Here is a 22,140-nt window from a genome sequence, read left to right as displayed (position 1 = left end):
CCCAATTTACGGGAAAGTTAAAGGGCGATCGCCTTGTCGCGGCTGATAACGGGTGCCCCCGGTGAGTTTGTGATCTCACACTCCGAAATTAGCTTTCCACCGGCCTGTCTTCAAGGTTCTCCCAGCCATTACGAAATGTTTTCGTAAAGGAACCTGTTCTCTGATCAAGCCATCCTCCGGCGTACTTCATTTTCATCAACGTTTTATCCGATTTACATTTTAACATTTCAAGTATAGCCAGTGCCCCTTCATCTGTCAATCTGAGTAGGAGTTAAGGATAACGTGAGAATATATGATTTTTGTAATGGTGAACTCAGGCACTTAAAGAATATAGTAAATCTCAGATAGTATTTGGAAAATTATGTATTATAAATAACGTTCTAGAATACGCAATGCTCGGGTAAAACTAAGGAGGATTACAAATCATGCTGCGCAATAAAGTAACTGAGGAGCTATCGATTGTTAAAGTTAAGCCTACATCAATACGCTTTATCGTCAGTCTCATTTTTATTCATATTCTCTTCACTCTAACGGCTAACCTTGTCCTTTTTGCAAATGGAACTTTAAGCGTTATTGCCAAAAGCACAAACGGATGGATCAACGAAACGTTAGCTGCAAATCTGTTCGGTCTTGTGTTAGAAGTGGTTATTTTCTTATGTATAATAGCTAAATTATCACCTAAGGATTTGGGGTTAACAAAAAATAAGTTATTAGCAGGACTTTTCGGTACTTTATTATTTTGGCTCGCTATAAACATTGTTGATTTAGGTATGACATTACTAACTCACACAAGTTTAACATTCAATAATGATATCTTTACGAATTCGAACGTCGTCTTTGGTGAATTCCTGGGTCAGATTTTCGGAAATGCTTTACTGGAAGAAGTCTTGTTTCGGGGCTTTCTGCTAGTTCAAATCTATCTCTTATTAAAAAAAGTCAATAACAATACTTCACGCATTGGTTATGCAATGCTTATCTCACAATCGATCTTTGCCGCTATACATATCCCAAATCGGATCTATTCAGGATTAGTCGGAATGGATTTTGTTTATGATTTTATCGTACTAGTAATTCTAGGGGTCATATTCTCATTACTCTATGTCTTAACCAAGAATCTATTTTTCGTGATTGGCGTCCATTCCTTAATGAATGTTCAGATTATGTTTTGGAATAGTAGTTTTACTCATACAGCAACGTTAATCTGTGTGTTATTACTGACTTGTCTTTTAATTTGTTTCAAAAGGAAGGAATTCCGAGCGCAGAAATCAGAGGGGGCAGTGCCAAGCTGAATAAATGGGATCGGAGAATTCTCTAGAATCGCGACTAACCCAATTGTAAACATAATCAGCTAAAGCAAGCAGTCGATAACCAAAACGGAGGGCAGCAATTCTCTAGTAAATATGAGAAAAGCTGCCCTGTGCTGTATTTTTACGTTTTTAATATAAAAGAGCTACGTTTCCCTCAGCTGGCGTAGGCAGTACGTATCCTTAACAACAATTCTAAATCAGCTTGTGTGCAAACCACTTTTCGCCCCTGAATCGCCAAAGAAAAATACCCCCGCGAACGGCCCACTCGCAGTTCATCGCCAGCCAGACACCCATGACGCCGTAGCCCAGTACGATCCCAAGGATGTATCCAAAAATCACCCGAAACAGCCACATCGTCAGCATTGAGGTAATTGAGGTGAAGCGGGAATCTCCCGCTGCCCGCAGTGCGGACGGCAAAATAAAGCTGACGGCCCACAGCGGAACTTGGGCAATGGAATTCACCAGCAGCACCACAAACAGATCATCAATGATCTCGGAAGGTGGGGAAAAGATCGATACCAGCGGGTGGAATAGCGGCATCAGAATCAAGGCGATCAACGCCAAAGAGCCGGACCCGATCCAGAGAAAGGACTTGATGAACTTTCTGGCTTCAGAGACATTCCCCCGCCCGATACATTGGCCGACCACCGTTACAATAGTTAGCGACAGCGCGCTGGCTGGAATTTGAAACACCAGAGCCAGCGAGCCGGCAATGGCATTGGTCGCAATGGCATAAGTGCCTAGGCTGACAATAAACACCTGAGTGAGCAGTTTCCCCCCGTTGAAGAACATCTGCTCCGCTGCGAACGGCACGCCGATGAACATGATTCTCCGCAGCATGGTCAGAGGAATTCGGAATAGGTCACGAAAACGCACCCGCAGGGCCGTATCCACCTTGAACAGATACACCAGGGCACAAACCATACCTGCATACCGCGCGATATTAATCGCAAGCGTCATCCCCAGCACACCCATGTGCAACAGGTTAATGAAGACCACGTTCAGAATAACATACAGCAAGTTCATGATGAGCGACAGCATCAAAGAAGCCCGTGTCTTGCCCACTCCTCGCAGAGCTCCGCATACCGCCTGAACCACCGCGATGCCCAGATATGAGATGCTGCTGCCGATCAGGTAGATGCGGGCATTGTCCAGCACTTCGGGTGAGGCGGTTCCGAACAAAAGGTTCAATATAGGAGTATGTAAGCCCATCAGGAGCAGACCGATTCCCAAAGCGATCAGCGACACCGAAGCGACCGAAGCGGCCGTAGCCTGGGACACCATCCGGTCGTTTCCGCTCCCTTTGTACTGCGCGACTACCACTGTCCCCCCGGTTGCAACCGCCACGAACACATTGATCAGAAAAATATTCAGCGAATCCACCATATTCACTGCACTGACCGCTGCCATCCCGGACGAGCTGATCATTGCGGTATTTACCAGATTAAGTCCAATAATGAAGGCCTGGTCAATCAGAATTGGAATAAATAAAGCTATAATTTGCCGATAATCCATCCCCTCCCCAGAAAGATATTTCTCCAGCAATCTTTTCTTCTGAAGACTAGCCCGAAGCTGCATAACATATCACATTCTTTTCTGTAAAATGGAAAAAACTCTTCATCCGAAGAGCTCTTCAACAAATTATACCCATTATACCGTGGGCACTTTACATTCAGTTTACTATAGATACACTTTTAAGTCTTTAATCAGGAGTCAAAAAACAGTAACTGCCCTTCACATATTTGGAGAACATAAACTTCATCAGAATTATGCAGCTTCAGACCATAGAATCATTCGTTCATCAAAAGTATTGGCAAAAGTCTTTAAGCGGATTGCGTTATGCCTGATGATTATGATCGATCTTTGCATTTACGCAAGAAAAACGCCTGACGGCTTCCTTGGAGGTAGAGTAGAGTTACAAGCTGAGTACATCCGTAATTCCATAATCGTATCTATATACACCTTCGTAGTGAGGTTCCGAGAGACGGACCATATTGCACTTATTCCCTAAAACAAGCCCATTCCCGGGTGACTTGGGGCGGATAACGGCGCTGGCTCGCTTACGTTACCGTCGGCACATTGTATTCGGTTTTCCGCATACATTTGGCTCGTTTACGTTACCGTCGGCACATTGTATTTGGTTTTTCGCATACATTTGGCTCGCTTACGTTACCATCAGCACATTGTATTTGGTTTTTCGCATACATTCGGCTCGTATACGTTACCGTCGGCACATTATATTTGGTTTTTCGCATACATTTGGCTCGCTTACGTTACCGTCGGCACATTGTATTTGGTTTTTCGCATACATTCGGCTCGTTTACGTTACCGTCAGCACATTGTATTCGATTTTTCGCATACATTTGGCTCGTTTACGTTAATGGCGGCACATTGTATTTGGTTTTTCGCATACATTTGGCTCGCTTATGTTACCGTCGGCACATTGTATTCGGTTTTTCACATACATTTGGCTCGTTTACATTAGCGTCGGCACATTGTATTCGGTTTTTCGCATACATTTGGCTCGCTTACGTTACCGTCGGCACATTGTATTCGGTTTTTCGCATACATTTGTCTCGCTTACGTTACCGTAGGCACATTGTATTTGGTTTTTCGCATACATTTGGCTCGTCTACGTTACCGTCGGCACATTGTATTTGGTTTTTCGCATACATTTGGCTCGTTTACGTTAATGGCGGCACATTGTATTCGATTTTTCGCATACATTTGGCTCGCTTATATTACCGTCGGCACATTGTATTCGGTTTTTCGCATACATTTGGCTCGTTTACATTAGCGTCGGCACATTGTATTCGATTTTTCGCATACATTTGGCTCGCTTACGCTACCGTCGGCACATTGTATTTGGTTTTTCGCATACATTTGTCTCGCTTACGTTACCGTCGGCACATTGTATTCGGTTTTTCGCATACATTTGTCCGTAAGCTCGACTAAAACATGCATTTCGAAGGATATAAGGTCCGCTCGGGCCGTTATACATCCCAAAGGCGTGTGCTCAATTAAAAACAGGGCTCCCCATGGCCACCAGTTGAATATTGGTCATCCTATAAATTCGTTTCACATTTCTCCGCAATCTCGAAATTTTATAAATTCTATTCCATAAAAAAAACCGCGCTAGGCGCGGATTCTTAAAGAAACTATTAAGCCTTCTATTATTTTGCACTCTCGGCAATCGTCTTATAAGCCGCTAAATCTGTATACACTTCCACTTTAAGCGGATTGCGTTTATGTTTGGTAATTTTATAAAAGTGATAGACAAACACTGCAATATTAGCTGCTAAAGATAATGCACTCACAACCCAAAGTGCCGTTTCGCTGTGAGAAGATTGTACGGAGAACTTTGAATCGCCAACAAACGCCGGGAACGACATTGTAAACATCATCCAAATCGCCAAGGTTTGTGCACGGTGCTGTAGCCATGCTCCTTTTTTGAAGAAGAATGCTGGAATTGTACAAGAGATCAGAAGAGCTGCACCTGCATAGAAGGAATGGTCAGAAACTGCGTTATATACATAGGCAAAGTTCCAAATGTCATAAGCAATGATCCAGAACCACAGCTGGTCCGGCCACAACATATCCTTACTCTTGTCATTACTAATAACAATACCCATCCAACCAGAAATCGTAATAATGTTCAGAATACCTGCGATCCCGTTCATAATGTTCCAAGGACCACCTACCATCATTACGCCATCCACCATGCCTTGCAAGCTGTACACTTGGAAATCACGGATAACTGCTTCAAGAATGTTAACTGCAAGGATAATCGCCGGGAACATTAATATATATTTATTTTTGTCCCATCCTTTAACATAACGGATAGCCATAAACCCTATACATCCTGCCAAGGCAGAATATACTTTTACCCAGTGAAACCATGTTCCAGTACTGGAGCCTTCGCCTGCCGTATTCGGCCAGACCGCTATGGTAAGAACAATAGGGACAATGATAAACAGAATGATTGAGAACCACTTGCTTCTTCGAGCTATTTCGTTGAAAATCATTAATCCTGCAAGTACCACTAACCACATTAGAGCAGAGTACCAAGGAATCGATTCGAATAAAAACATAATGTATTCCTCCTTCATATTTTGTATATAAGCTATGTCTTGAGTCCAATATATCCCATTCTCCTTCGAACGATCAAACTGCTCAAAACGTTGATTTATCAATGTTTTCATAGTCTCATTTCGAGTTGAATTTACACATCAATAGGACTGGAATTCATCCAAGGTCCTACCCCAAGTAAGGGAATCTATTAGAAACTATGTCTACAGAACTACAGACTGTAAACCTAACTCGAACGTAAAATAAACCCACAAAGTGGAGTTTTGCTTTAATGCTTACTCAGTTACTTTGTGAGAGGCCCAAAATATATACTTTATGCAATATAAAAAAACCTTGCCGACAAATTTCTTTGTGGACAAGGCTTACTACTCACGCATTTTTAAAAAAATCTTTCAACTAAGTATTTCGAATATACGATACAGTTCTCCAGTGTAGGAAAATTCATGATTTCTCCAGCATAATAGATCTTATCTCTTCCCTGCATCTGATCAAGCCGTTCATAGAAGCCTTCACGAATCGCATTAGAATCTACATGGGGGAACTGCTTCCAGCGCTTCATCATATACAGACGGATATTCTCGCCGCCAAGCTCGCGAAGTTTATTTTCTACCTTTTCCCTCATCTCGAGATCTGTCATCTCATCATTCTCCGCTACATAAACCGTAACTAGATCCGTTGTTCCCATATCTGCCCACCTGTAATACCATGCCATCATATGTCCCTTGCGTTCAGGATTCATATTGCAGGGGATATATCCAGAAAGCTCCGGCAACCCCTTCACTCTGTAAGCATATACCCGAAACCGTTCATAGATTATACACTCAAACAATGCTCTATCTACCGAAGATAAGTGAATCATATCGCCCAGATGCTCTAAGGAAGCAGTATAAATAACCTTGTCAAAATAAAAGATATCCTGGTTTGTTTCCACCCGAACTTGACCATTTCCCTCTTGCTCCATATGTAGCACTTCACAAGTCAGACGCAGATCCTCTACTTGGTCGGCCATTCTTCTAATGAGTTCAGTAACTCCCTTAGGCCAGGTTATCATGTGAGTGATCTCAATAAAGGATAATAAATTATCATAAGTAAGAAATTTCAATACATAGGCGGCCGGCACATCCTGAATACTCCCAAAACCAAAAGTATTGAAGTAATGCATATATACCTGCCCAATTACAGATAGCTCATTCTCCGTACACCAATCTGAAAAGGGCTGACATAGATCTGCCGGTAAGTGTAGAAAACCCGGTTCTTGTAGTGACTTATAACGTTTCAAAATTTCCGGCAACCGTTTGAATTCTTGGGTAAACATCTGAATTTGGTCCATAGGAATCTGAGTAGTTTTTCGCCCATTTGTATCAAAAAATCCCCGTTCCAAGAGTGGCCCCTTATCCATAAGATCAAACTCCCTCATGAGTTCAATCGTATGTTTATAAGTTGGCAAGCCGATTAGGGTTCCCATTTCATAGGTTTTCCCTTTATATTCAATCGAATGACACTTGCCACCTACTCGGTCTGACTTCTCAAGGAGAGTGATATGGTTATATCCTTTTTTCGCGAGCTGGTAAGCAGCTGTAACCCCAGAAATCCCTGCACCGATGATCCCTATTCTGTCTTCATACTTCATATTAGTCATCATCCGTTATCTCCTTGTAAATAACCATAATGGCAAGGTCTCACGCTGACCTGCATACTCAAGTGCGACATCCGATGGTATTTTACCTTGATTAGGTCCGTCTGTGATCACCCTGCTGAAGTTATAGATCCTCAAATATTCGTGTAAGCGCTTTTCTAAGGTCTCAAAGGAATCAATCGTATCATCCAACCAAGCCTGCTGATAGAACTCTTTCGTCAACACCGCTGCAAATTGCTGTAAGGGTTGAAATACTTCTGTCTGATCTGCAGTAATAGCTACTTGATTTATGTTGTTCTTATGTAAAAAATCGCTGTATTTATGTTTACCTCTATCCCAGTTCGTAGTAAATTCACGACTCTTGTTCGTAACCAGATTATTAATTTGGAATTCTAAGGTCTTCATCAATGGGATGACCTTCAAATCCATAAAATCGATAAAATGAATGGCGGACTTCCGATTATATAGCTTAACTAAGCCTAATCTGGAATAGGCATCGTAGACCACGTATTGATACACCTTTCCTACCCTTGGGAACACTCCCATATAGCTAATACTCTGTTGGCACATATACCCGGGATGAGCATTTTCCGGATTTTTCATCCTATAGTCCAGAGGTTTGGGTTTCTCTTTACACCCTCTGCTGTTAGCCGCTTGCGCGCCGTCCCGCTTCTTTGCTTTAACTTCTTTGGCGTAAGCCTCCCGTTCTATTCTCTTACTAAGTCCATTTCGACGCAGCACATTATAAATACCTGACTCCCCTATGTTCACACCCTCATCCTGCAGTTCGTAAAAGATTCGCTTGGGTCCATCTTCAGGGAATTTGGCAACGTATTGTAAGATCAATCTTTCCGTTCGCTTATCCACTTTATTAGGCATTACCGGCTTTCGTTCCTTCTCTGCCAGTCCATCCATCCCCTGCTCTTGATAAGCTTTACACCACTGATAATAGATCGTCCGGGATATGCCAAACTCCTTGCAGGTTTCGCTCACATTGTTGCTGATAGTCCCTTGCATGAGGATATGATATTTGTTGTTTGCATTCATCTATTACACCCCCTATTCTCTTTATTTTATACATAGTTGGCGTTAAATACAGTGCTATTCTACAAAGGATAGGTGAAAAACTTATACTTTCTAATATTTTTAAAAAAGAGAGACAGCTCAAGGCTTCTCCCCATTCCGAACAAAATGTGTGATGTATGCCCCACCGGAAATCTCCAAACAGTTCAGACGTTGACCATAGGCACATCCACCATCCACACCAATCTTATCGCCCAGCGGACTAAACCAGATGTCTTCCGAATCATGTAGATCCATCGTCGAGGTATGACCGAAAATAACCGTTTTGTCAGTGCTAACTACAGGATTCGTATAAAATGGCTCTCTGATCCAGATAAAATCGTACGGCTCCTGCTGCTTCCAATCCGCTATTAATGGATTAATGCCTGCGTGGACAAAGATATGGTCTTCCGTCTCATGATAAAGTGGCAATGAACTTAGAAAATCCAAATGATGTTTGTATTTCTGTCTAATTTCTTCTTTCAGCAGCATATAATCATGCCAGCCAAAATCCGCTTTAAAAAAGTCAGAATCCGCCTCACAATAGCTCATCAATGTATACAAACCACCGTTGTTTAGCCAATGCGTATCCAGTTTATCATCCTCGCTGGTGAGCGCGTCATAGGCCATTTTATCATGATTGCCTTTTAGAACTGTGACGTCCCATTCCCGCTTTAGGGCCATAACTTGATCCACAATTCCTTTACTATTGAGACCTCTATCCACATAATCCCCCATCAGGATGAGCTTGTCCTCGGATGGCCGATAGTTTATTTTTTTTAATAATGCGTTGAATTCGGAATAGCTTCCGTGAATGTCGCTAATCGCTAATATTCTGATTGTAATTCCTCCTTGCTCTGGATGCTGCAAGCTAAAACGCCTTCGGCGTCCTTTAAAGGACGGTGAGCGTTTATGCGAGAATTATAAGGATAAAGTATATCGTGAAACTTATACTTTCTTCTTATAATTAAAAAAAGACGTTCCGGGCAGAGGCACCGAAATATCTTTTTTTGTAATGGTCGCTATACGGAATCCATAACGAGCGGATCTTCATCGGATTGAGTAAAAAGCTGGCGGCTTCTGACTTCATGCACCGCTTCTTGAAAACGATCACATAGAAAAATCAACTGGTCGATCTCTTTCTTACCCACCTTTTCCGTAACTTCACTTAAAATACCTGAAAAAGTAGCCATCTGGGAATCATAAATCTGCTCCCCTTTATTCGTCAGACCAATATATACAACCCGCCGATCGGTATCGGACGTTGTTCGCACCACGTAACCCTTCTCCTCCAAACTGTTAACCATTTGTGTCGCAGTAGGTCTGCTAATTTGGAGCAAGTCGCTTAATCTAGAAATCATGACTCCCCGCTGCTCTTCGACTTCGTCTGAATGCTTCTTTCGCTTCATTAAATTGTTTATGACATACATCATCATAAATTCTCTATAAGAAATAGCTTCCTTCGAGGACGGACGAGAGGTCAAACGTTTAATATTTTCAAAGGCAATGATTAGCTTCTGCTCTTGACTATTTTGAGTATCCATAGGGCACCTCCAATTTAACTCAATCTAATTAGATTACTTACCTATTTCCAAAAAATCAAGTCCAAATCACATTCTGTTTCCATAAAAATTAAATAATTAAACAGTTGTGCTAAATGATGAATTTGTGTATTATACATAAATGATAGTTTGGCTACCTAATTATTAAGACATGAAATCCCAAACTACAATATATAGAACTTAAAGGAGAGGAACAGCTCTGGAGCATCTTTCGCAAAAGAAAAAAGTTACAATTATGATTGCTTTAATGGCGGCTATGTTTTTCGCAGCAATCAACCAGACCATTGTGGGTACTGCAATGCCCCGAATTATTGCGATGTTAGGAGGCATTGAACATTATACTTGGGTAATTACCATCTATATGCTCACCTCTACAATCGCTACCGTACTTGTCGGCAAATTATCCGATATCTATGGAAGAAAGCCATTCCTCTTAGCGGGGATCGTTATTTTTATTATAGGCGCTTTCCTGTCCGGATTGTCGACAGATATTTTCCAAATGATCACTTATCGCGGGATTCAAGGTCTTGGCGGCGGGATTCTAATGTCGGCTACCGTAACCGCTGTAGGTGATTTGTTCGCTCCTAGAGAGAGAGCCAAGTGGACTGGAATTATGATGGCCATATTTGGATTCTCTAGTGTAATTGGTCCTACCCTTGGGGGCTTCATGGTGGATCACATGGCTTGGAAATGGATCTTCTGGATCTTCTTGCCTTTCGGTATCGTGGCTTTCTTTATGATTTGGAAAATGTTCCCTAAAACTGCACGCTCCACTTCAGAATCCATTGACTACTTAGGCTCCATTTTCCTTTCCCTTACCATTGTTGCACTCTTGCTCGGCTTTTCATGGGCGGGTACAAAATATGAATGGGGTTCCCCAGAGATTCTCAGCTTGTTCGGGGCATCTATTCTCGGAGTTATTATTTTAATTCTGATTGAACGAAAAGCTAAAAGTCCAGTATTGCCATTATCCTTATTTAAGAATTCCATCGTAACCATCTCCATGGTTGTCGGCTTCCTGATGAATGCTGGTATGATGGGCGCAATGATCTATCTGCCATTCTTTGTCCAAGGTGTAGAAGGTGTCTCCCCGACCAACTCCGGATTCATTAATATGCCAATGTCACTGGCAATGATTGTACTTAGTACGCTCGTGGGTAGATGGATCTCCAAATCAGGTAAATACAAGCGTTATGCCCTGATGGGTATGCCATTTATGGTTGTAGCCATGATCATAATGGCCTTTATGAGCAACATTGCGATGGCCGTAGTCAGCATGATAGTCTTCGGGATTGGTTTAGGACTATCGATGCCTGTATTTACCTTAACCGTGCAAAATGCTGTAGCTCCCTCCATGCTAGGAGTTGCTACTGCTACAAATACTTTGTTCCGTAATTTAGGTGGAACCATCGGTATCGCTATTATGGGTACCATCATGAACACTTCATTAACGAATAAACTAGAGGCAGCAGTGTCCTCTGGCAAGGGTCCAGATTTAACCAAACTTGACCCTGAATCCGCTAAACAGCTTTCCGCATTTATGAATCCGCAAATGCTGCTAGATCAGCCTAAGCTGAAGGAACTGCACGCAACGCTGCCAGAGCAGATCCAGCCGCTCTTCAATCAATTGATTGAGATGTTGCGAAACGCACTAAGCGATTCCCTGACGGTTGTATTCTTAAGCGGCACGGCACTGTTAGTCATTGCAGCATTGCTTGTCCTGTTCCTTAAAGAGATTCCGTTACGAAGTGGTGAGAAAAAAACAGAGGTAACTGCAGAGGGAAAAAGCGAAGGCAAAAACCTTGAAAAGTCAGTACCTGCTGCACACTAATCACAAATAAATATACATTAGAGATGTCCGTAAACAGCTTTGGCTGTGCGGCATCTCTTTTTTATGTGAAGGAGATTAGGATTCGGTTGGTTGATCGTTCAATTCTTCGAAATAATCGTAGACTTCGTTTAACAGCTCCATTAACGAATCTGTCTTTTCTCTACCCATATAATCAATCATGCCTTTAAAGGTATTTCGGGATTTCGTCACGGCCATTTCGGCCAAATGCTCTCCTTTTTCCGTAAGCGTGATCTCACTGATTCGGCGATCCTGGGCATCGGCAGAACGCACTACATATCCCTGTGCAATTAGACTATTGACCATCTGCGTAACCGTAGGAGAAGTGACTTTAAGAAACTTGCTGATATCGGATACTGTCTGGCCCTTCTTCCCTTCCCGTTCCTTGCCGAGCTTTAAAGAAACCAACATCCGAACCTCACTTGGCTTCAATCCCCAGACTGTAGTTTTACGCCAATTCATCCTGGCAAATTGCTGGAAAGCTTCCATTAGTCCATCAACATTCTGATATTTATCTTCGTTCATCAGTACACCCCATAAGATCCATTTAACACTAAGTATAGCCTAATCGAGCTTAAAAAAGAATTGATAGATGTCAGATATCCATTTTCAAATCATTACTATCGAGATGTATAATGGGATCAGAAGAAAGGGCTTGGTCGTCCTTTACTGACGATAAATGATACATTGTTATATATAAAATACAGGCAATTCACGCCTATTCGAAAGAGGTTATCTATCATGTCCTTTTCTTATTCTACATATGACGCTCTAGGGCTTGCTTCGCTTGTCAAAGCACGTGAAGTCTCCCCTCGTGAGCTTGTCGAAGCCGCTTTCGCTCGGCTCGATGAAGTTAATCCAGTTCTTAATGCGGTCGTACGTACTCGTAGAGAAGCTGCTCTTAAGGAAGCTGACGATATGCCTGTTCATGATAGCACTCGCCCGTTTGCCGGCGTTCCTTTTCTGCTCAAGGATATCTCCCAAGCTATCGCTGGAGAACCTCTTACTTCGGGTGCCTTGCTTATGAAAGACAATATTGCCAGACGTGACTCAAACTACGTAGCACGAATCAGAAACGGCGGATTCATTCCGCTTGGACATACGAATACACCAGAATTCGGCCTCAAAAACATTACCGAGAACGTCCTTCATGGCCCGGCACGTAATCCGTGGAATCCGGAATATTCCCCCGGCGGTTCAAGTGGTGGTGCAGCTGCAGCGGTAGCTTCTGGTATTGTTCCGGCAGCGGGTGCTAGTGATGGTGGCGGCTCGATCCGTATCCCTGCCTCGTTCACCGGCTTGTTCGGACTGAAGCCCACCCGTGGACGTACTCCAGTAGGACCAGGTGTCGGTCGTCAATGGCAAGGCGCTTCTATTGACTTTGCATTGACAAGGTCCGTACGCGATAGTGCTGCGATGCTGGATCTACTACAGGTTGTGCAGCCAGAGGCTGCTTTTCAAACACCTCTATATCCGGGCGTCTACTTAGACGATCTATTCAAGCCAACACAGCGAAAACTACGCATAGCGTTCACAACAGCTTCTCCAGTAGGCACTCCTGTAACGAATGAAGCAGTCATTGCTGTGCTCAAAACTGTAAAATGGCTCGAAGCTGAGGGGTATGAAGTTGAAGAAAAGCTAAGTCCAGTAAATGGTGTTAGGCTGATGGAGAATTACTATACGATGAATACTGGCGAAGTGGCAGCGATGTTCGTATCGCTGGAAAAAATGATGGGACGTTCCATTACTTCCAGTGAAGTCGATATCGTTACTTGGGTCCTTGGGGAAGCCGGAAGAAAAGTCTCTGCGGCAGAATTTGTGCATAGTCTGGATGAATGGGATATTGCAGCCGCTCAAATGGCAGGTCTGCTTAACCGCTACGATCTGTATATCACACCAACAAATGCGGATTCAGCTCCTAAGATTGGCGAGTTAACGCATAGCTCTGCTGAAATAGAAAAACTGCTGCATGTACATGAGTTGCCGAAAGAGGAACAAGAGCGAATGATTTACGCTATGTTTAAACCAAGCCTAACCTACACACCGTTCACCCAGCTCGCCAATTTGACGGGTCAGCCAGCTATGAGCGTTCCCGTCCATATGTCGCAAGAGGGTCTACCGTTGGGGGTACAGGTAATGGCTGCTAAAGGCCGGGAAGATTTACTGCTTCAGCTTGCAGCCCATCTTGAACAATCCGAGCTGTGGGTAGGGATGACAGGGAATCCGCTCTTTCCATGATGAAATTCATGAAGTGGTGGCTAAGTCAATTGAGGATCATAGTTCTATTACTTAACTATGTTCGATCCTATTGAGAATATAATGATCGTAGGAAGATCGATAAAGATTTGAATCAAATCAAAATGAGATGGCCAAACAATGACTATGATTGGATCAAAATAGATAATAGTATTAGCGCTAGTGTATAGCAGATATATATTAATAAATTAATGATTCTGGTACCTATAACTTGATTATCTAATAATATTTTCGAAAGATAATAGTATAACAATGTATATTTTAATAGATGAATACTTATATTATTATATGAATAGAGATAAAATTGCTAGAAAGAAGCCCGTACTCTTTATTAGTGCAGGCTTCTTTCTGTACTATTTGAAAAACTGCGTGAAATAAAAACATTCAGTCTAATCAAGCAGCTCTTACATGAGGTGCTCACTCTGTTCCTTTCTTTTCATCCTACTTTAAGTTCAGCAGACGGTTTGTCGACTAGGCTAGTAAATAAATTTCATCCCTTCAAATAGAAAACGCGCTGGGCGCAGGTTCTATGGGACTATGTTTTTGCCCTCTTCACGGCATCTAGCAACCGCACTAACTGAAACCAAAGATTGTCTTCGTCCAATTTCCTCCAAAGGGCAGAAAGAATTCGCTTGGCATGATCGACTGATTTTCGAGATGCGCGATCGGCTTGAACACGTTCGTCACTTCATCTACAAGGTTTTTGCTATATCATTTCAGGGGTTTCCTTTGCATATGATTTCGATACAAAGAGCTCACACCCCTTGTTGTTATACGTTGTACTGAAGCAGATCTGTACGAATGGCCACTATAAAGCAGCAGGCCGGAGTAGAATTTACTACTCCCCCAGGCGGAATAGTTAACGATGCTGTTAACCTTTATAATGTAAATAACTATATCTCGGCGAGTTTAACTGTTTTACTCAGCAGCTTCCAGTATCGTATTAATCACTTTCACACATAGCAATTAGTATAATCTGATATCAATCACATGCTCGCTGTTAGCTTATCAGCCTAAACAAGCATTCTCTTCGCCTTCCATGTGTTTAAACCATTAAACCCATAACGCGAAACTACCATCGCAATAATCATACTAGATTCTTTTAGGCAATTAAATATATTGATGCGAACGGCTACATATAGTCTAATCCGATGCTACGTACCTCTTGCTTCTCCTAAAGTCGAGCGAGAAATCTAACCAAGGCATCCCCCCATAAAAAACAGCGGAAGTTAAGGACTTTAATTTCATGTCCAACTCCTACTGTTTATGATTAGAGTACAATAAATCCATTTCCATCAGTTCCTGACTCTCTAGAATCAAAAATCCCGAAAACAAACCGGATGCCATCTATACTCCAAACTATTTTCCACTTCTTAATTCCGAGATTTGCTCTCGAAGATCAGACACCTTATCACGCAGTTCTGTCTCTTTATCCATCATTTTCCGCTGCGTCTCAAATATGGCACGCTCTTTATCAATCTCAGCATTTAACTGCTGCTTTTCAATCTCGCGTATAAAGTTCTGTTCCTTCTTTTCAGCCTCACCCTTAATCTGTTGTAACTCTCTCTTCATCTCTTGCATTTCCTCTTGCATTTCCTCTTGAAATTTATCCTTCTTTCTTACGACCCTCTTTCATATCCTGTAGTTTGACTTAAGGGTACTATTTTCCGTCCCACAAACAATCCTGGACTTCAACTCTCCCTGTGGCCTCCGCTGCTATTTGAACCAGCAGGCACTCCTGCAGACGGCGGGTATGGCCACCGGTGGGCACTGTAGTGAGCTGCCAGGCGTTCGCCGGTCCTGGTGCATCCGCCTCCGGAAGAGCGCCGGATGCTGCGGATCAAAAACCCGATCACCTGGTTGTGCTGCAACTTGCAGCAGCAGCATCTGCGGCGGATCCGCGAGCCAGCACTGAGCCAGGGAGCCCGAAAATAACTGCAGGCACTCCTGCAGGCAGGAATGGCCACGGGTGAGCACTGCAGCGAGCAGCCCAGCGTTCGCCGACCACCCAGAGATTGACCTATATTGGAATCCCTCAAGCATAAAAAAGGAACCCGCGCTGGTATCAGCGTGAATTCCCCTCACCTGTAAGATTGTTATTTAGCAACTGCAATCTTCATTTCCAAGTCCTTGTAATAGGTCTTGATCCATTTTTTTCCTGAGTCTTTCAGGATGTCTCCTTTAGCGTCTATGGTGTACGTAAATGGCCTAATTGTGATGGTTTTCGGCACTGCTTTGAAGGAGGCTGCATAGAACAGGTCTTCTTTAATGTTTGCTGTGATCGGTCGCTTGATGTCGATGTCGCTGACGGTTGCCTGAATTAGATTTCCTTTCTCATCGGCAATGTCATACAACATCTTGCTTGAACGCCCTTTGGATTTGGCTGCTCCAGGAACTTTCCCGCTGCTGTGCAGCTTGAGTTCCATCATTAACGGCGTCATCTGGAAATAGTCCACGGTATAGCTAAAATCCCCGCTTTTTTGAGTTGTACCCGGCTGCAAGGTTGCAAGACTATTCAGCTTTTTCACCGGGACGGTAAAGGTAAATGGCTCCTTGACGCTCTTGGTGTACACCTCTATCGTCATTTTGAATTCATCCGCGAGCTGCGGTTTGCCATCTTTGGGGATGTTGAAAGAGAGCAAAGCTGCCCTTTCATCTTCCGGCATAGACGTCACATAGGGAAGATATAACATCCTTTTCCCATTAACAGACAAAACCGGGATCTGCGCGATATCAATAATGATCCCCTTACCCACAGTGCCTCCCTCCTGCCGGAATGCCATGTCAAGACGGTTCCCGTCAAACATTACTTTGGATATACTGAGCGTTACGCCCTCGTGGGTAATCGCTAGATTGGAACTGGCAGATTGCCCGGAGGTCTCGGCACTAACGGTTGAAGGGAACCCGCTGCCTGTGACTGCCATTACCAACGTTACTGCCAATGCTGCTCCAGCGAATTTTTTTCTCAATTCAGGTTTCATAGAATTCAATGGATTAGCTCCTGTCCTATTTTTTATGAAAAGAAAAAGGGAGCTATCCCCAGGTCATTATTGATGACCTGCGGGACTGTCCCCTTCTCTAATGGATTAAGGCTTAACAGGAATGGTCAATTCCAGATCTTTCAGATATGTTTTCTCACCCACACTGTTCTTTCCTTGGCCGACAACGCTCCAATCCTTGTTGTTCACAGTAAGAGTAAATGGCTTGATTGTAATCGTTTTAGGAGTGCCAGCAAAAGGAGAAAACAGTTGATCAATCTGATATTCAGTCTTGGGTTCGCTGTTGAAATACTCGAATCTGCTCGGATTCACGACATTTCCTTGGTCGTCTACAAGCTCGTAATAGACCATACTGGCGCTGTAATCACCGGTTTGCCCCGGAGATTGTGGTACTTGGCCCTTACTATCCAGAACGAAACGGGTGGACACCGGCGAAATATCCAGTTGCTTAACGGTATAACTGAACTGTCCGTCAGATTTGGAGGCCTCTGGTTTCACAACAATCGATTTATTCTCCACGTTCACAGGAATCTTGAATTCAAAAGCTTCTTTCACCTGTGTGACATTCGCCTGAATAGTCAGCTCGAATTGGTCAGGCAAATTTAGACCCTTAGTCACTTCAACTACATAAGCATTCTTCTGCCTAGGCGAGTCGCCAAAGCTGCCTCCGCCATATTCAATGGCTTGTCCGTTAGCGAGGATCGTTGGCATTTTAATATAACCTTTAAGCTGATCCTTTTCCTCAACATCTTTTTCAAAAAGGTATGGAGAGCCTGTATTCGGCAAATCTACGCCTTCACGTTCCAAAACGAAGGACAACCGGGTTCCATCATAAAGTAAATTAGCTACCTTCAGCGTGATTCCTTCATGGGTTACACTCAGGTTAGGTTCTGTTACGATTCCTTGTTTAATGGCAGTATCCAAAGCTTCGTTGCTGGTTCCCTCAAAGAGAATTCCAACAATAGGAATTTGCTTTAACGTTGAAGCCATTGCCGGTGATACAAATCCCGTACCCACCACACCTGCACCTAGGATGGCTGCTGCTGCGGCCACTACTGCTGTTCTTTTCATTAAATTAGGTTTGGATGATGTTCTTTTCAATTCACTCGCTCCAATCGTATTCATAATTTGATAACTCATACTTTTCTTTGGTAAAGACGATTCACGAATCATTTGTTCGATGGCATTCATTTCAGCGAATTCCGTTTGTTCCGGCGAATGTCCCATGTGCTATCTCTCCTTTTTGGCTTTTACATTCCATCAGTTTGCGGCGCAATCGTTCATATTTTTTCCGTATGGTTGCGGACTTGAGGCCCATGATTTCGCCTATTTCCTCAAAGGTGTACTGCTCTACTGCCTTAAGGAGTAAAATATGACGCTCTTCAGTTGTGAGAAAAGTCAAAAGCTCATAAACCTCTGACTCATGACGGGAGATTTGCAGCACAGGCTGCTGCTCTTTATAATGATCGATCAGCTTAAGCCAGCGGCTCTGTCTCTTCTTCAAATTGATTAGATGATGGTATGCCATCTTATACAGCCAGGCTGAGAAGGATACTTGCCTGCTGTACTGGTGAAGATTTTGATAGGCGCGAATAAAGATCTCCTGTACGGCATCTTCCGTCTCCGCATGATTTTTCAGGATATAATAGCAGTAGGTATACATTTGCCGTTCAAACTGGATGATGATCGCACTGTATGCCTCTTTGTCTCCTGCTCTGACCTGTTCTACAACCGCTTCAATAGCATTCCATTTTCCTTCCTCTTCCCCGGGGATGGTTGGCTGCAAGAGCTCACCTCCTTTCTTGTTTACCTATATAACAATCTCGTAATGCTATTTTGTGACACTATTTTTTAATATGCAGTTAGATTAGGGACTACAAACGCAGTGAGATTAATTACATATACGAACAAAATCACCCTAACGGGTGAATAACTTTTTAGCCAGCGGTTATTTGTCCGCTGGCTAGAAAGTTATTCACCAAGGTTCCGTTACAGAGACAAACTCTGGGGATTCTCCAGACTCCAGGTCGTAGGCACACTCTCCCACTATAAATTCAGGGACAGGATCTACCGTCCCACATTCTACGCAAACATAATCGATCCATACCTCTGGTTCTTCCTCCCACGGCTCAACATCCGGTGATTGCAGCATGGACAGAGCATCGGGTCTCGCCCATAGCTCTCCAGCATCCGCTGACGGTAGTTCTTCTTCTTTCGTTCTTTCACAGGAAAGGTCATCTCGATTTGTTTATGGATCATGTACCACCACAGATTAATCACCTTCTGTGACTCTTTGTTTTTCCCCCGGCTGTATAGACTATAGCGACCCACCATCCGAAAATGCTTCGGTGGAATGTGCTGCACGAGATCGTAGATAAACTTCATCACCGGCGACACCACATCCACCCGTTTCCCCGTTCGGTGATCTTCGTACCAGTAATGCACCTTGTGGTGGTCGTAGCTGACCACCCGGTACTCTGCAATCGCCGGTCGCGCTAAATAACCCCCTATGTATTTCGCTGCTCCTCGGGCATCCTTCATCCGCTGCTCTGCATTCACATAGAAACCCTGCCGAGAAGTCATTAGAAGTAAATGCTTTCAAATCGTCAGTTGTTCCTTCTTCAATAGTGCCCGAAGCTTTTCCATTAAAAATGGCAAACTCCTTAGTATCTTGGTTAGTATACAATGGATCTACTATTTTATTTATTCGCATTTGAACAAAATCTTTTGATAAATCACTGTTAGCGTAATCTACGATCATTTTTCGGAATTTTAAAATATGATAATTATTTAATTTCGTTGTAAACATAGCTTTCTGCAACTTCATTGTTTTTTTAAACCAATACTGATCTAAATACATTGGGTAAGTGCTCCAACTATTAATGCAACAAAGCTCACGCTACTCCTGTTCCCGCCCGCAAATCCCATAAAAGAAGAGATGGATGGCTTCCTCCAGGAAGGCATCTATGTCTTCTTGTTTGCTGGCTTCATCTAGCATTTCCCCCGAACTTCGCATGTACATTCCCATAAATGAAAGAATCCCTTTGGTGGATACTTTATTTGAAATTTCTCCTCGTGCTTTGCCATCCTCCACCATCTTAACCATCAATGGTAAAACGTCGTTTGTATACCGTTCTTCAAGATAATGAAACATGTCCTGATCCTCAATCATAAGCTCCTTCACAGTCGTGGGAGACAATGAACTGTAGGTTTCTCTCTCCATCGTCATAATGTATTCAATAATCTCTTTTAGAGAATGCTCTCCATGAATGTAATCTTCAAATTCACGAATCGCCTTCTCTATAAAATCCTTAAAGGACTCACCAAGCAGCGCTTCCTTGCTGCCAAAATAATTATAAATCGTCACCTGTGAGACACCTGCTTCTTTCGCAATGTCTGCGATCCGGAGACGTTTGGGCTCACAGCTCTTGAGCATTTCCATCGTAGTCTTCATAATTTTGAGTTTTATTTGAGCGGCTCTTTTCTCAAATCCATTCATGCTATTCACCCTTAACTTCATTATATAGTGCGCTTATTTAAATTTAATGAAATATTTATTATCAATTATTTCATAATTCCATTGACTTCACTATTCACTAGGAATAATATAACATATGAAATATCCAATTAGTAATAGTTCATTATTTTGCAGCGGGGGTGGCGGCATGCTTGTAGTTGAAGGCTTAACCAAACGATTTTCGAATGGCAAGGGAATCGAAGATGTTACGTTTACCGTAAATAAAGGTGAGGTGTTTGGGTTTCTGGGGCCTAATGGCGCGGGTAAATCTACGACCATAAGACATATCATGGGATTTATGAAGCCGGACAAAGGTAATGCGAGCATCCATGGACTTGATGTATGGAAAGCACAGGGTACAGTCCAGAAGCATATCGGCTATCTACCCGGTGAAATCAACTTTTTTGACGGGATGACAGGCATTTCTTTCCTTAAATTCATGTCTGGCATGCAAGGGATGAAGAACACTACTAAACGTGACCGCCTCATTGAACGACTGCAATTTGATGCCTCAACTCCGATCCGCAAAATGTCAAAGGGAATGAAACAAAAAGTCGGTATTGTCGCAGCTTTCATGCACAATCCTGAAGTTATTATTCTGGATGAACCAACCTCGGGACTCGACCCGCTTATGCAAAAGGTATTTATAGATCTCGTATTGGAGGAAAAAGCAGCCGGAACCACCTTTCTAATGTCCTCTCACAGCTTTCAAGAAATTGAGCGCACCTGTGATCGAGCTGCAATCATTAAAGACGGACGTATAGTCACTGTAAAAAATATCCATGAATTACAATCGATGCAGCGGAAGCTGTTTGAGGTTGTTTTCGCGAGTCGCGAAGATGCAGAACAATTCGCCGCCTCCGGCCTGCAAGTGGAAGTTCGTGAAGGGAATATGGTCCGCATTGCCGTTCAGGGTAATTACGATCGATTCATTCAGGAGACCGGGAAATATAATATCCGCAGTATGGATGTGTTCACGCAGAATCTAGAGGACATTTTCATGAACTATTATGACCGTGAGGGGGCCGTGCAATGAATCTTCCACTCTATAAAGAAATGATGAGGGTGAACCTCAAAGGCATTATGAATTACGCCTTCGGTTCTGCCTTCTATATTCTGTTTATGATCTGGCTATATCCAGGGATCGCCGGAAGCACACAAGCCATTGATGACCTCATTAAAGCTATGCCGGAAGGTGTAGGTAAAGCCTTTGGATTAAACAGCGGATTTACCAGTGCTGAGGCTTTTATCTCAGGAGAATATTATGGACTTATTCTGGTACTGATTCTATCCATCGTATGTGTACAAATGTCGACGCAGCTCATGGCTCGACTTGTGGATCGTGGCTCTATGGCTTATCTTCTGATAGCACCAACTACGCGGAGAAAAGTAGCTACCACGCAGGCGTTTGTACTCACAACAGCATTGCTCCTGATTATGGGCGTAACCACACTCGCCGGATTATTAGGTAAAGCATGGTTCCTCGGCAGTGAATATGAATTTAATAGCGGCCGATTCACTCAGCTGAATAGCGTAGCGTTTTTATTGTTTTTTGCCGTGGGGGGACTCACTTTCCTCGTATCCTCGGTTTGTAATGATGAGAAAAAAGCGCTTGGAATTTCCGGCGCTATCACCTTCGGATTCTTCACTCTGGATCTGCTAGGCAAAATAAGCGATAAACTGGAGGGATTACGTTACATGACCTTGTTCTCCTTCTATCAGCCTGGTAAAATCGTTCAAGGAAACGTGGAGATTATTCAGGTTTCTAGTTGGTTACTGTTGATCGGTATTCTCGCTTTTGCCATAGGGATCGAACTGTTCAGACGACGGGCTCTTCCATTATAAGATTAAGGGACGCTCCAA

20 protein-coding genes are annotated in these 22,140 nt (G+C 43.1%); 6 read left to right on the top strand and 14 right to left on the bottom strand.

Translation table 11 applies throughout. The annotated features are described in order from the left end of the window. The first annotated feature begins 425 nt into the window (after nt 1-425). Nucleotides 426-1,289, top strand: coding sequence for a CPBP family intramembrane glutamic endopeptidase (locus tag MKX35_RS29885; RefSeq protein WP_076300048.1), 864 nt, complete (start codon nt 426-428; stop codon nt 1,287-1,289). Nucleotides 1,290-1,499: 210 nt separating this feature from the next. On the opposite strand, the gene MKX35_RS29880 is transcribed toward MKX35_RS29885, so the two are convergent. The 6 genes from MKX35_RS29880 to MKX35_RS29855 form a co-directional block, all read right to left on the bottom strand. Next, on the bottom strand, nt 1,500-2,885 hold the full coding sequence (locus MKX35_RS29880) for an MATE family efflux transporter (protein WP_076284273.1): 1,386 nt from the start codon (nt 2,883-2,885) through the stop codon (nt 1,500-1,502). A 1,595-nt stretch (nt 2,886-4,480) separates the two neighbouring features. Continuing rightward, nucleotides 4,481-5,398, bottom strand: coding sequence for a DUF5692 family protein (locus MKX35_RS29875; protein WP_076300049.1), 918 nt, complete (start codon nt 5,396-5,398; stop codon nt 4,481-4,483). A gap of 377 nt (nt 5,399-5,775) precedes the next feature. Next, a complete protein-coding gene (locus MKX35_RS29870; RefSeq protein WP_076300050.1) occupies nt 5,776-7,038 on the bottom strand; it encodes an FAD-dependent oxidoreductase in 1,263 nt (420 codons plus the stop codon). A gap of 3 nt (nt 7,039-7,041) precedes the next feature. After that, nucleotides 7,042-8,079: a helix-turn-helix domain-containing protein gene (locus tag MKX35_RS29865; protein ID WP_076284276.1), complete on the bottom strand. Its 1,038-nt coding sequence runs from the start codon at nt 8,077-8,079 to the stop codon at nt 7,042-7,044. A 117-nt stretch (nt 8,080-8,196) separates the two neighbouring features. Then, nucleotides 8,197-8,964: a metallophosphoesterase family protein gene (locus MKX35_RS29860; RefSeq protein WP_256716347.1), complete on the bottom strand. Its 768-nt coding sequence runs from the start codon at nt 8,962-8,964 to the stop codon at nt 8,197-8,199. Nucleotides 8,965-9,116: 152 nt separating this feature from the next. Beyond that, entirely contained in the window at nt 9,117-9,638 is a 522-nt protein-coding gene (locus MKX35_RS29855; RefSeq protein WP_076300051.1) for a MarR family winged helix-turn-helix transcriptional regulator, read from the bottom strand. Nucleotides 9,639-9,855: 217 nt separating this feature from the next. On the opposite strand from MKX35_RS29855, the gene MKX35_RS29850 reads away from it, so the two are divergent. Beyond that, on the top strand, nt 9,856-11,487 hold the full coding sequence (locus MKX35_RS29850; protein WP_076300052.1) for an MDR family MFS transporter: 1,632 nt from the start codon (nt 9,856-9,858) through the stop codon (nt 11,485-11,487). A gap of 75 nt (nt 11,488-11,562) precedes the next feature. Here the strand turns inward: MKX35_RS29850 and MKX35_RS29845 are convergent, their stop codons facing one another. After that, nucleotides 11,563-12,030, bottom strand: coding sequence for a MarR family winged helix-turn-helix transcriptional regulator (locus tag MKX35_RS29845; RefSeq protein ID WP_042186061.1), 468 nt, complete (start codon nt 12,028-12,030; stop codon nt 11,563-11,565). 216 nt (nt 12,031-12,246) lie between these two features. On the opposite strand from MKX35_RS29845, the gene MKX35_RS29840 reads away from it, so the two are divergent. Continuing rightward, nucleotides 12,247-13,743, top strand: a complete 1,497-nt coding sequence (locus MKX35_RS29840) for an amidase (protein ID WP_076284279.1) — start codon at nt 12,247-12,249, stop codon at nt 13,741-13,743. A 1,377-nt stretch (nt 13,744-15,120) separates the two neighbouring features. Here MKX35_RS29840 and MKX35_RS29835 read toward each other — a convergent pair. Further along, complete coding sequence (locus MKX35_RS29835) at nt 15,121-15,333, bottom strand: hypothetical protein (protein ID WP_076284280.1); 213 nt, start codon at nt 15,331-15,333, stop codon at nt 15,121-15,123. A gap of 191 nt (nt 15,334-15,524) precedes the next feature. On the opposite strand from MKX35_RS29835, the gene MKX35_RS29830 reads away from it, so the two are divergent. Further along, nucleotides 15,525-15,734, top strand: coding sequence for a hypothetical protein (locus tag MKX35_RS29830; RefSeq protein ID WP_341044526.1), 210 nt, complete (start codon nt 15,525-15,527; stop codon nt 15,732-15,734). A 123-nt stretch (nt 15,735-15,857) separates the two neighbouring features. Here the strand turns inward: MKX35_RS29830 and MKX35_RS29825 are convergent, their stop codons facing one another. The 6 genes from MKX35_RS29825 to MKX35_RS29800 form a co-directional block, all read right to left on the bottom strand. Next, the gene (locus MKX35_RS29825; protein ID WP_231573476.1) at nt 15,858-16,742 is read right to left on the bottom strand and encodes a DUF5643 domain-containing protein; all 885 of its coding nucleotides are present in this window, start codon (nt 16,740-16,742) and stop codon (nt 15,858-15,860) included. A 105-nt stretch (nt 16,743-16,847) separates the two neighbouring features. Continuing rightward, entirely contained in the window at nt 16,848-17,987 is a 1,140-nt protein-coding gene (locus MKX35_RS29820; RefSeq protein ID WP_076284283.1) for a DUF4179 domain-containing protein, read from the bottom strand. Continuing rightward, nucleotides 17,953-18,546 (bottom strand): RNA polymerase sigma factor, encoded by a 594-nt coding sequence (locus MKX35_RS29815; protein ID WP_076300054.1) that lies wholly within the window; start codon nt 18,544-18,546, stop codon nt 17,953-17,955. The genes MKX35_RS29820 and MKX35_RS29815 overlap by 35 nt, the downstream gene beginning before the upstream one ends. A 189-nt stretch (nt 18,547-18,735) precedes the next feature. Then, nucleotides 18,736-18,912 carry a hypothetical protein gene (locus MKX35_RS29810; RefSeq protein ID WP_339801801.1) on the bottom strand — a complete coding sequence of 59 codons (177 nt, stop codon included), beginning with the start codon at nt 18,910-18,912 and terminating at the stop codon, nt 18,736-18,738. Beyond that, on the bottom strand, nt 18,843-19,301 hold the full coding sequence (locus MKX35_RS31960) for a transposase (protein ID WP_256716354.1): 459 nt from the start codon (nt 19,299-19,301) through the stop codon (nt 18,843-18,845). The genes MKX35_RS29810 and MKX35_RS31960 overlap by 70 nt, the downstream gene beginning before the upstream one ends. Before the next feature lie 358 nt (nt 19,302-19,659). Next, entirely contained in the window at nt 19,660-20,259 is a 600-nt protein-coding gene (locus MKX35_RS29800; protein WP_076300056.1) for a TetR/AcrR family transcriptional regulator, read from the bottom strand. Between the two features lie 166 nt (nt 20,260-20,425). Between MKX35_RS29800 and MKX35_RS29795 the strand changes: the two genes are divergently transcribed. Both MKX35_RS29795 and MKX35_RS29790 read left to right on the top strand, forming a co-directional pair. Continuing rightward, entirely contained in the window at nt 20,426-21,313 is an 888-nt protein-coding gene (locus MKX35_RS29795) for an ABC transporter ATP-binding protein (RefSeq protein WP_076300057.1), read from the top strand. Further along, nucleotides 21,310-22,122, top strand: a complete 813-nt coding sequence (locus tag MKX35_RS29790; RefSeq protein ID WP_076300058.1) for an ABC transporter permease subunit — start codon at nt 21,310-21,312, stop codon at nt 22,120-22,122. The genes MKX35_RS29795 and MKX35_RS29790 overlap by 4 nt, the downstream gene beginning before the upstream one ends. The last annotated feature ends 18 nt before the right edge of the window (nt 22,123-22,140 follow it).

It is taken from the genome of Paenibacillus sp. FSL R5-0923, from assembly GCF_038009145.1.
Classification (GTDB): domain Bacteria; phylum Bacillota; class Bacilli; order Paenibacillales; family Paenibacillaceae; genus Paenibacillus_AQ.
Note: the sequence above shows the minus strand (reverse complement) of the source record. Positions and strands in the feature narration are given on the sequence as shown.

Excerpts from the sequence above, each read along its gene's own strand:
- MKX35_RS29885 (WP_076300048.1), top strand. The coding sequence starts at position 426 with ATGCTGCGCAATAAAGTAACTGAGGAGCTATCGATTGTTAAAGTTAAG.
- MKX35_RS29880 (WP_076284273.1), bottom strand. The coding sequence starts at position 2,885 with ATGCAGCTTCGGGCTAGTCTTCAGAAGAAAAGATTGCTGGAGAAATAT.
- MKX35_RS29875 (WP_076300049.1), bottom strand. The coding sequence starts at position 5,398 with ATGTTTTTATTCGAATCGATTCCTTGGTACTCTGCTCTAATGTGGTTA.
- MKX35_RS29870 (WP_076300050.1), bottom strand. The coding sequence starts at position 7,038 with ATGATGACTAATATGAAGTATGAAGACAGAATAGGGATCATCGGTGCA.
- MKX35_RS29865 (WP_076284276.1), bottom strand. The coding sequence starts at position 8,079 with ATGAATGCAAACAACAAATATCATATCCTCATGCAAGGGACTATCAGC.
- MKX35_RS29855 (WP_076300051.1), bottom strand. The coding sequence starts at position 9,638 with ATGGATACTCAAAATAGTCAAGAGCAGAAGCTAATCATTGCCTTTGAA.
- MKX35_RS29845 (WP_042186061.1), bottom strand. The coding sequence starts at position 12,030 with ATGAACGAAGATAAATATCAGAATGTTGATGGACTAATGGAAGCTTTC.
- MKX35_RS29840 (WP_076284279.1), top strand. The coding sequence starts at position 12,247 with ATGTCCTTTTCTTATTCTACATATGACGCTCTAGGGCTTGCTTCGCTT.
- MKX35_RS29835 (WP_076284280.1), bottom strand. The coding sequence starts at position 15,333 with ATGAAGAGAGAGTTACAACAGATTAAGGGTGAGGCTGAAAAGAAGGAA.
- MKX35_RS29825 (WP_231573476.1), bottom strand. The coding sequence starts at position 16,742 with ATGAAACCTGAATTGAGAAAAAAATTCGCTGGAGCAGCATTGGCAGTA.
- MKX35_RS29820 (WP_076284283.1), bottom strand. The coding sequence starts at position 17,987 with ATGGGACATTCGCCGGAACAAACGGAATTCGCTGAAATGAATGCCATC.
- MKX35_RS29810 (WP_339801801.1), bottom strand. The coding sequence starts at position 18,912 with ATGCTGCAATCACCGGATGTTGAGCCGTGGGAGGAAGAACCAGAGGTA.
- MKX35_RS31960 (WP_256716354.1), bottom strand. The coding sequence starts at position 19,301 with ATGAAGGATGCCCGAGGAGCAGCGAAATACATAGGGGGTTATTTAGCG.
- MKX35_RS29800 (WP_076300056.1), bottom strand. The coding sequence starts at position 20,259 with ATGAATGGATTTGAGAAAAGAGCCGCTCAAATAAAACTCAAAATTATG.
- MKX35_RS29795 (WP_076300057.1), top strand. The coding sequence starts at position 20,426 with ATGCTTGTAGTTGAAGGCTTAACCAAACGATTTTCGAATGGCAAGGGA.
- MKX35_RS29790 (WP_076300058.1), top strand. The coding sequence starts at position 21,310 with ATGAATCTTCCACTCTATAAAGAAATGATGAGGGTGAACCTCAAAGGC.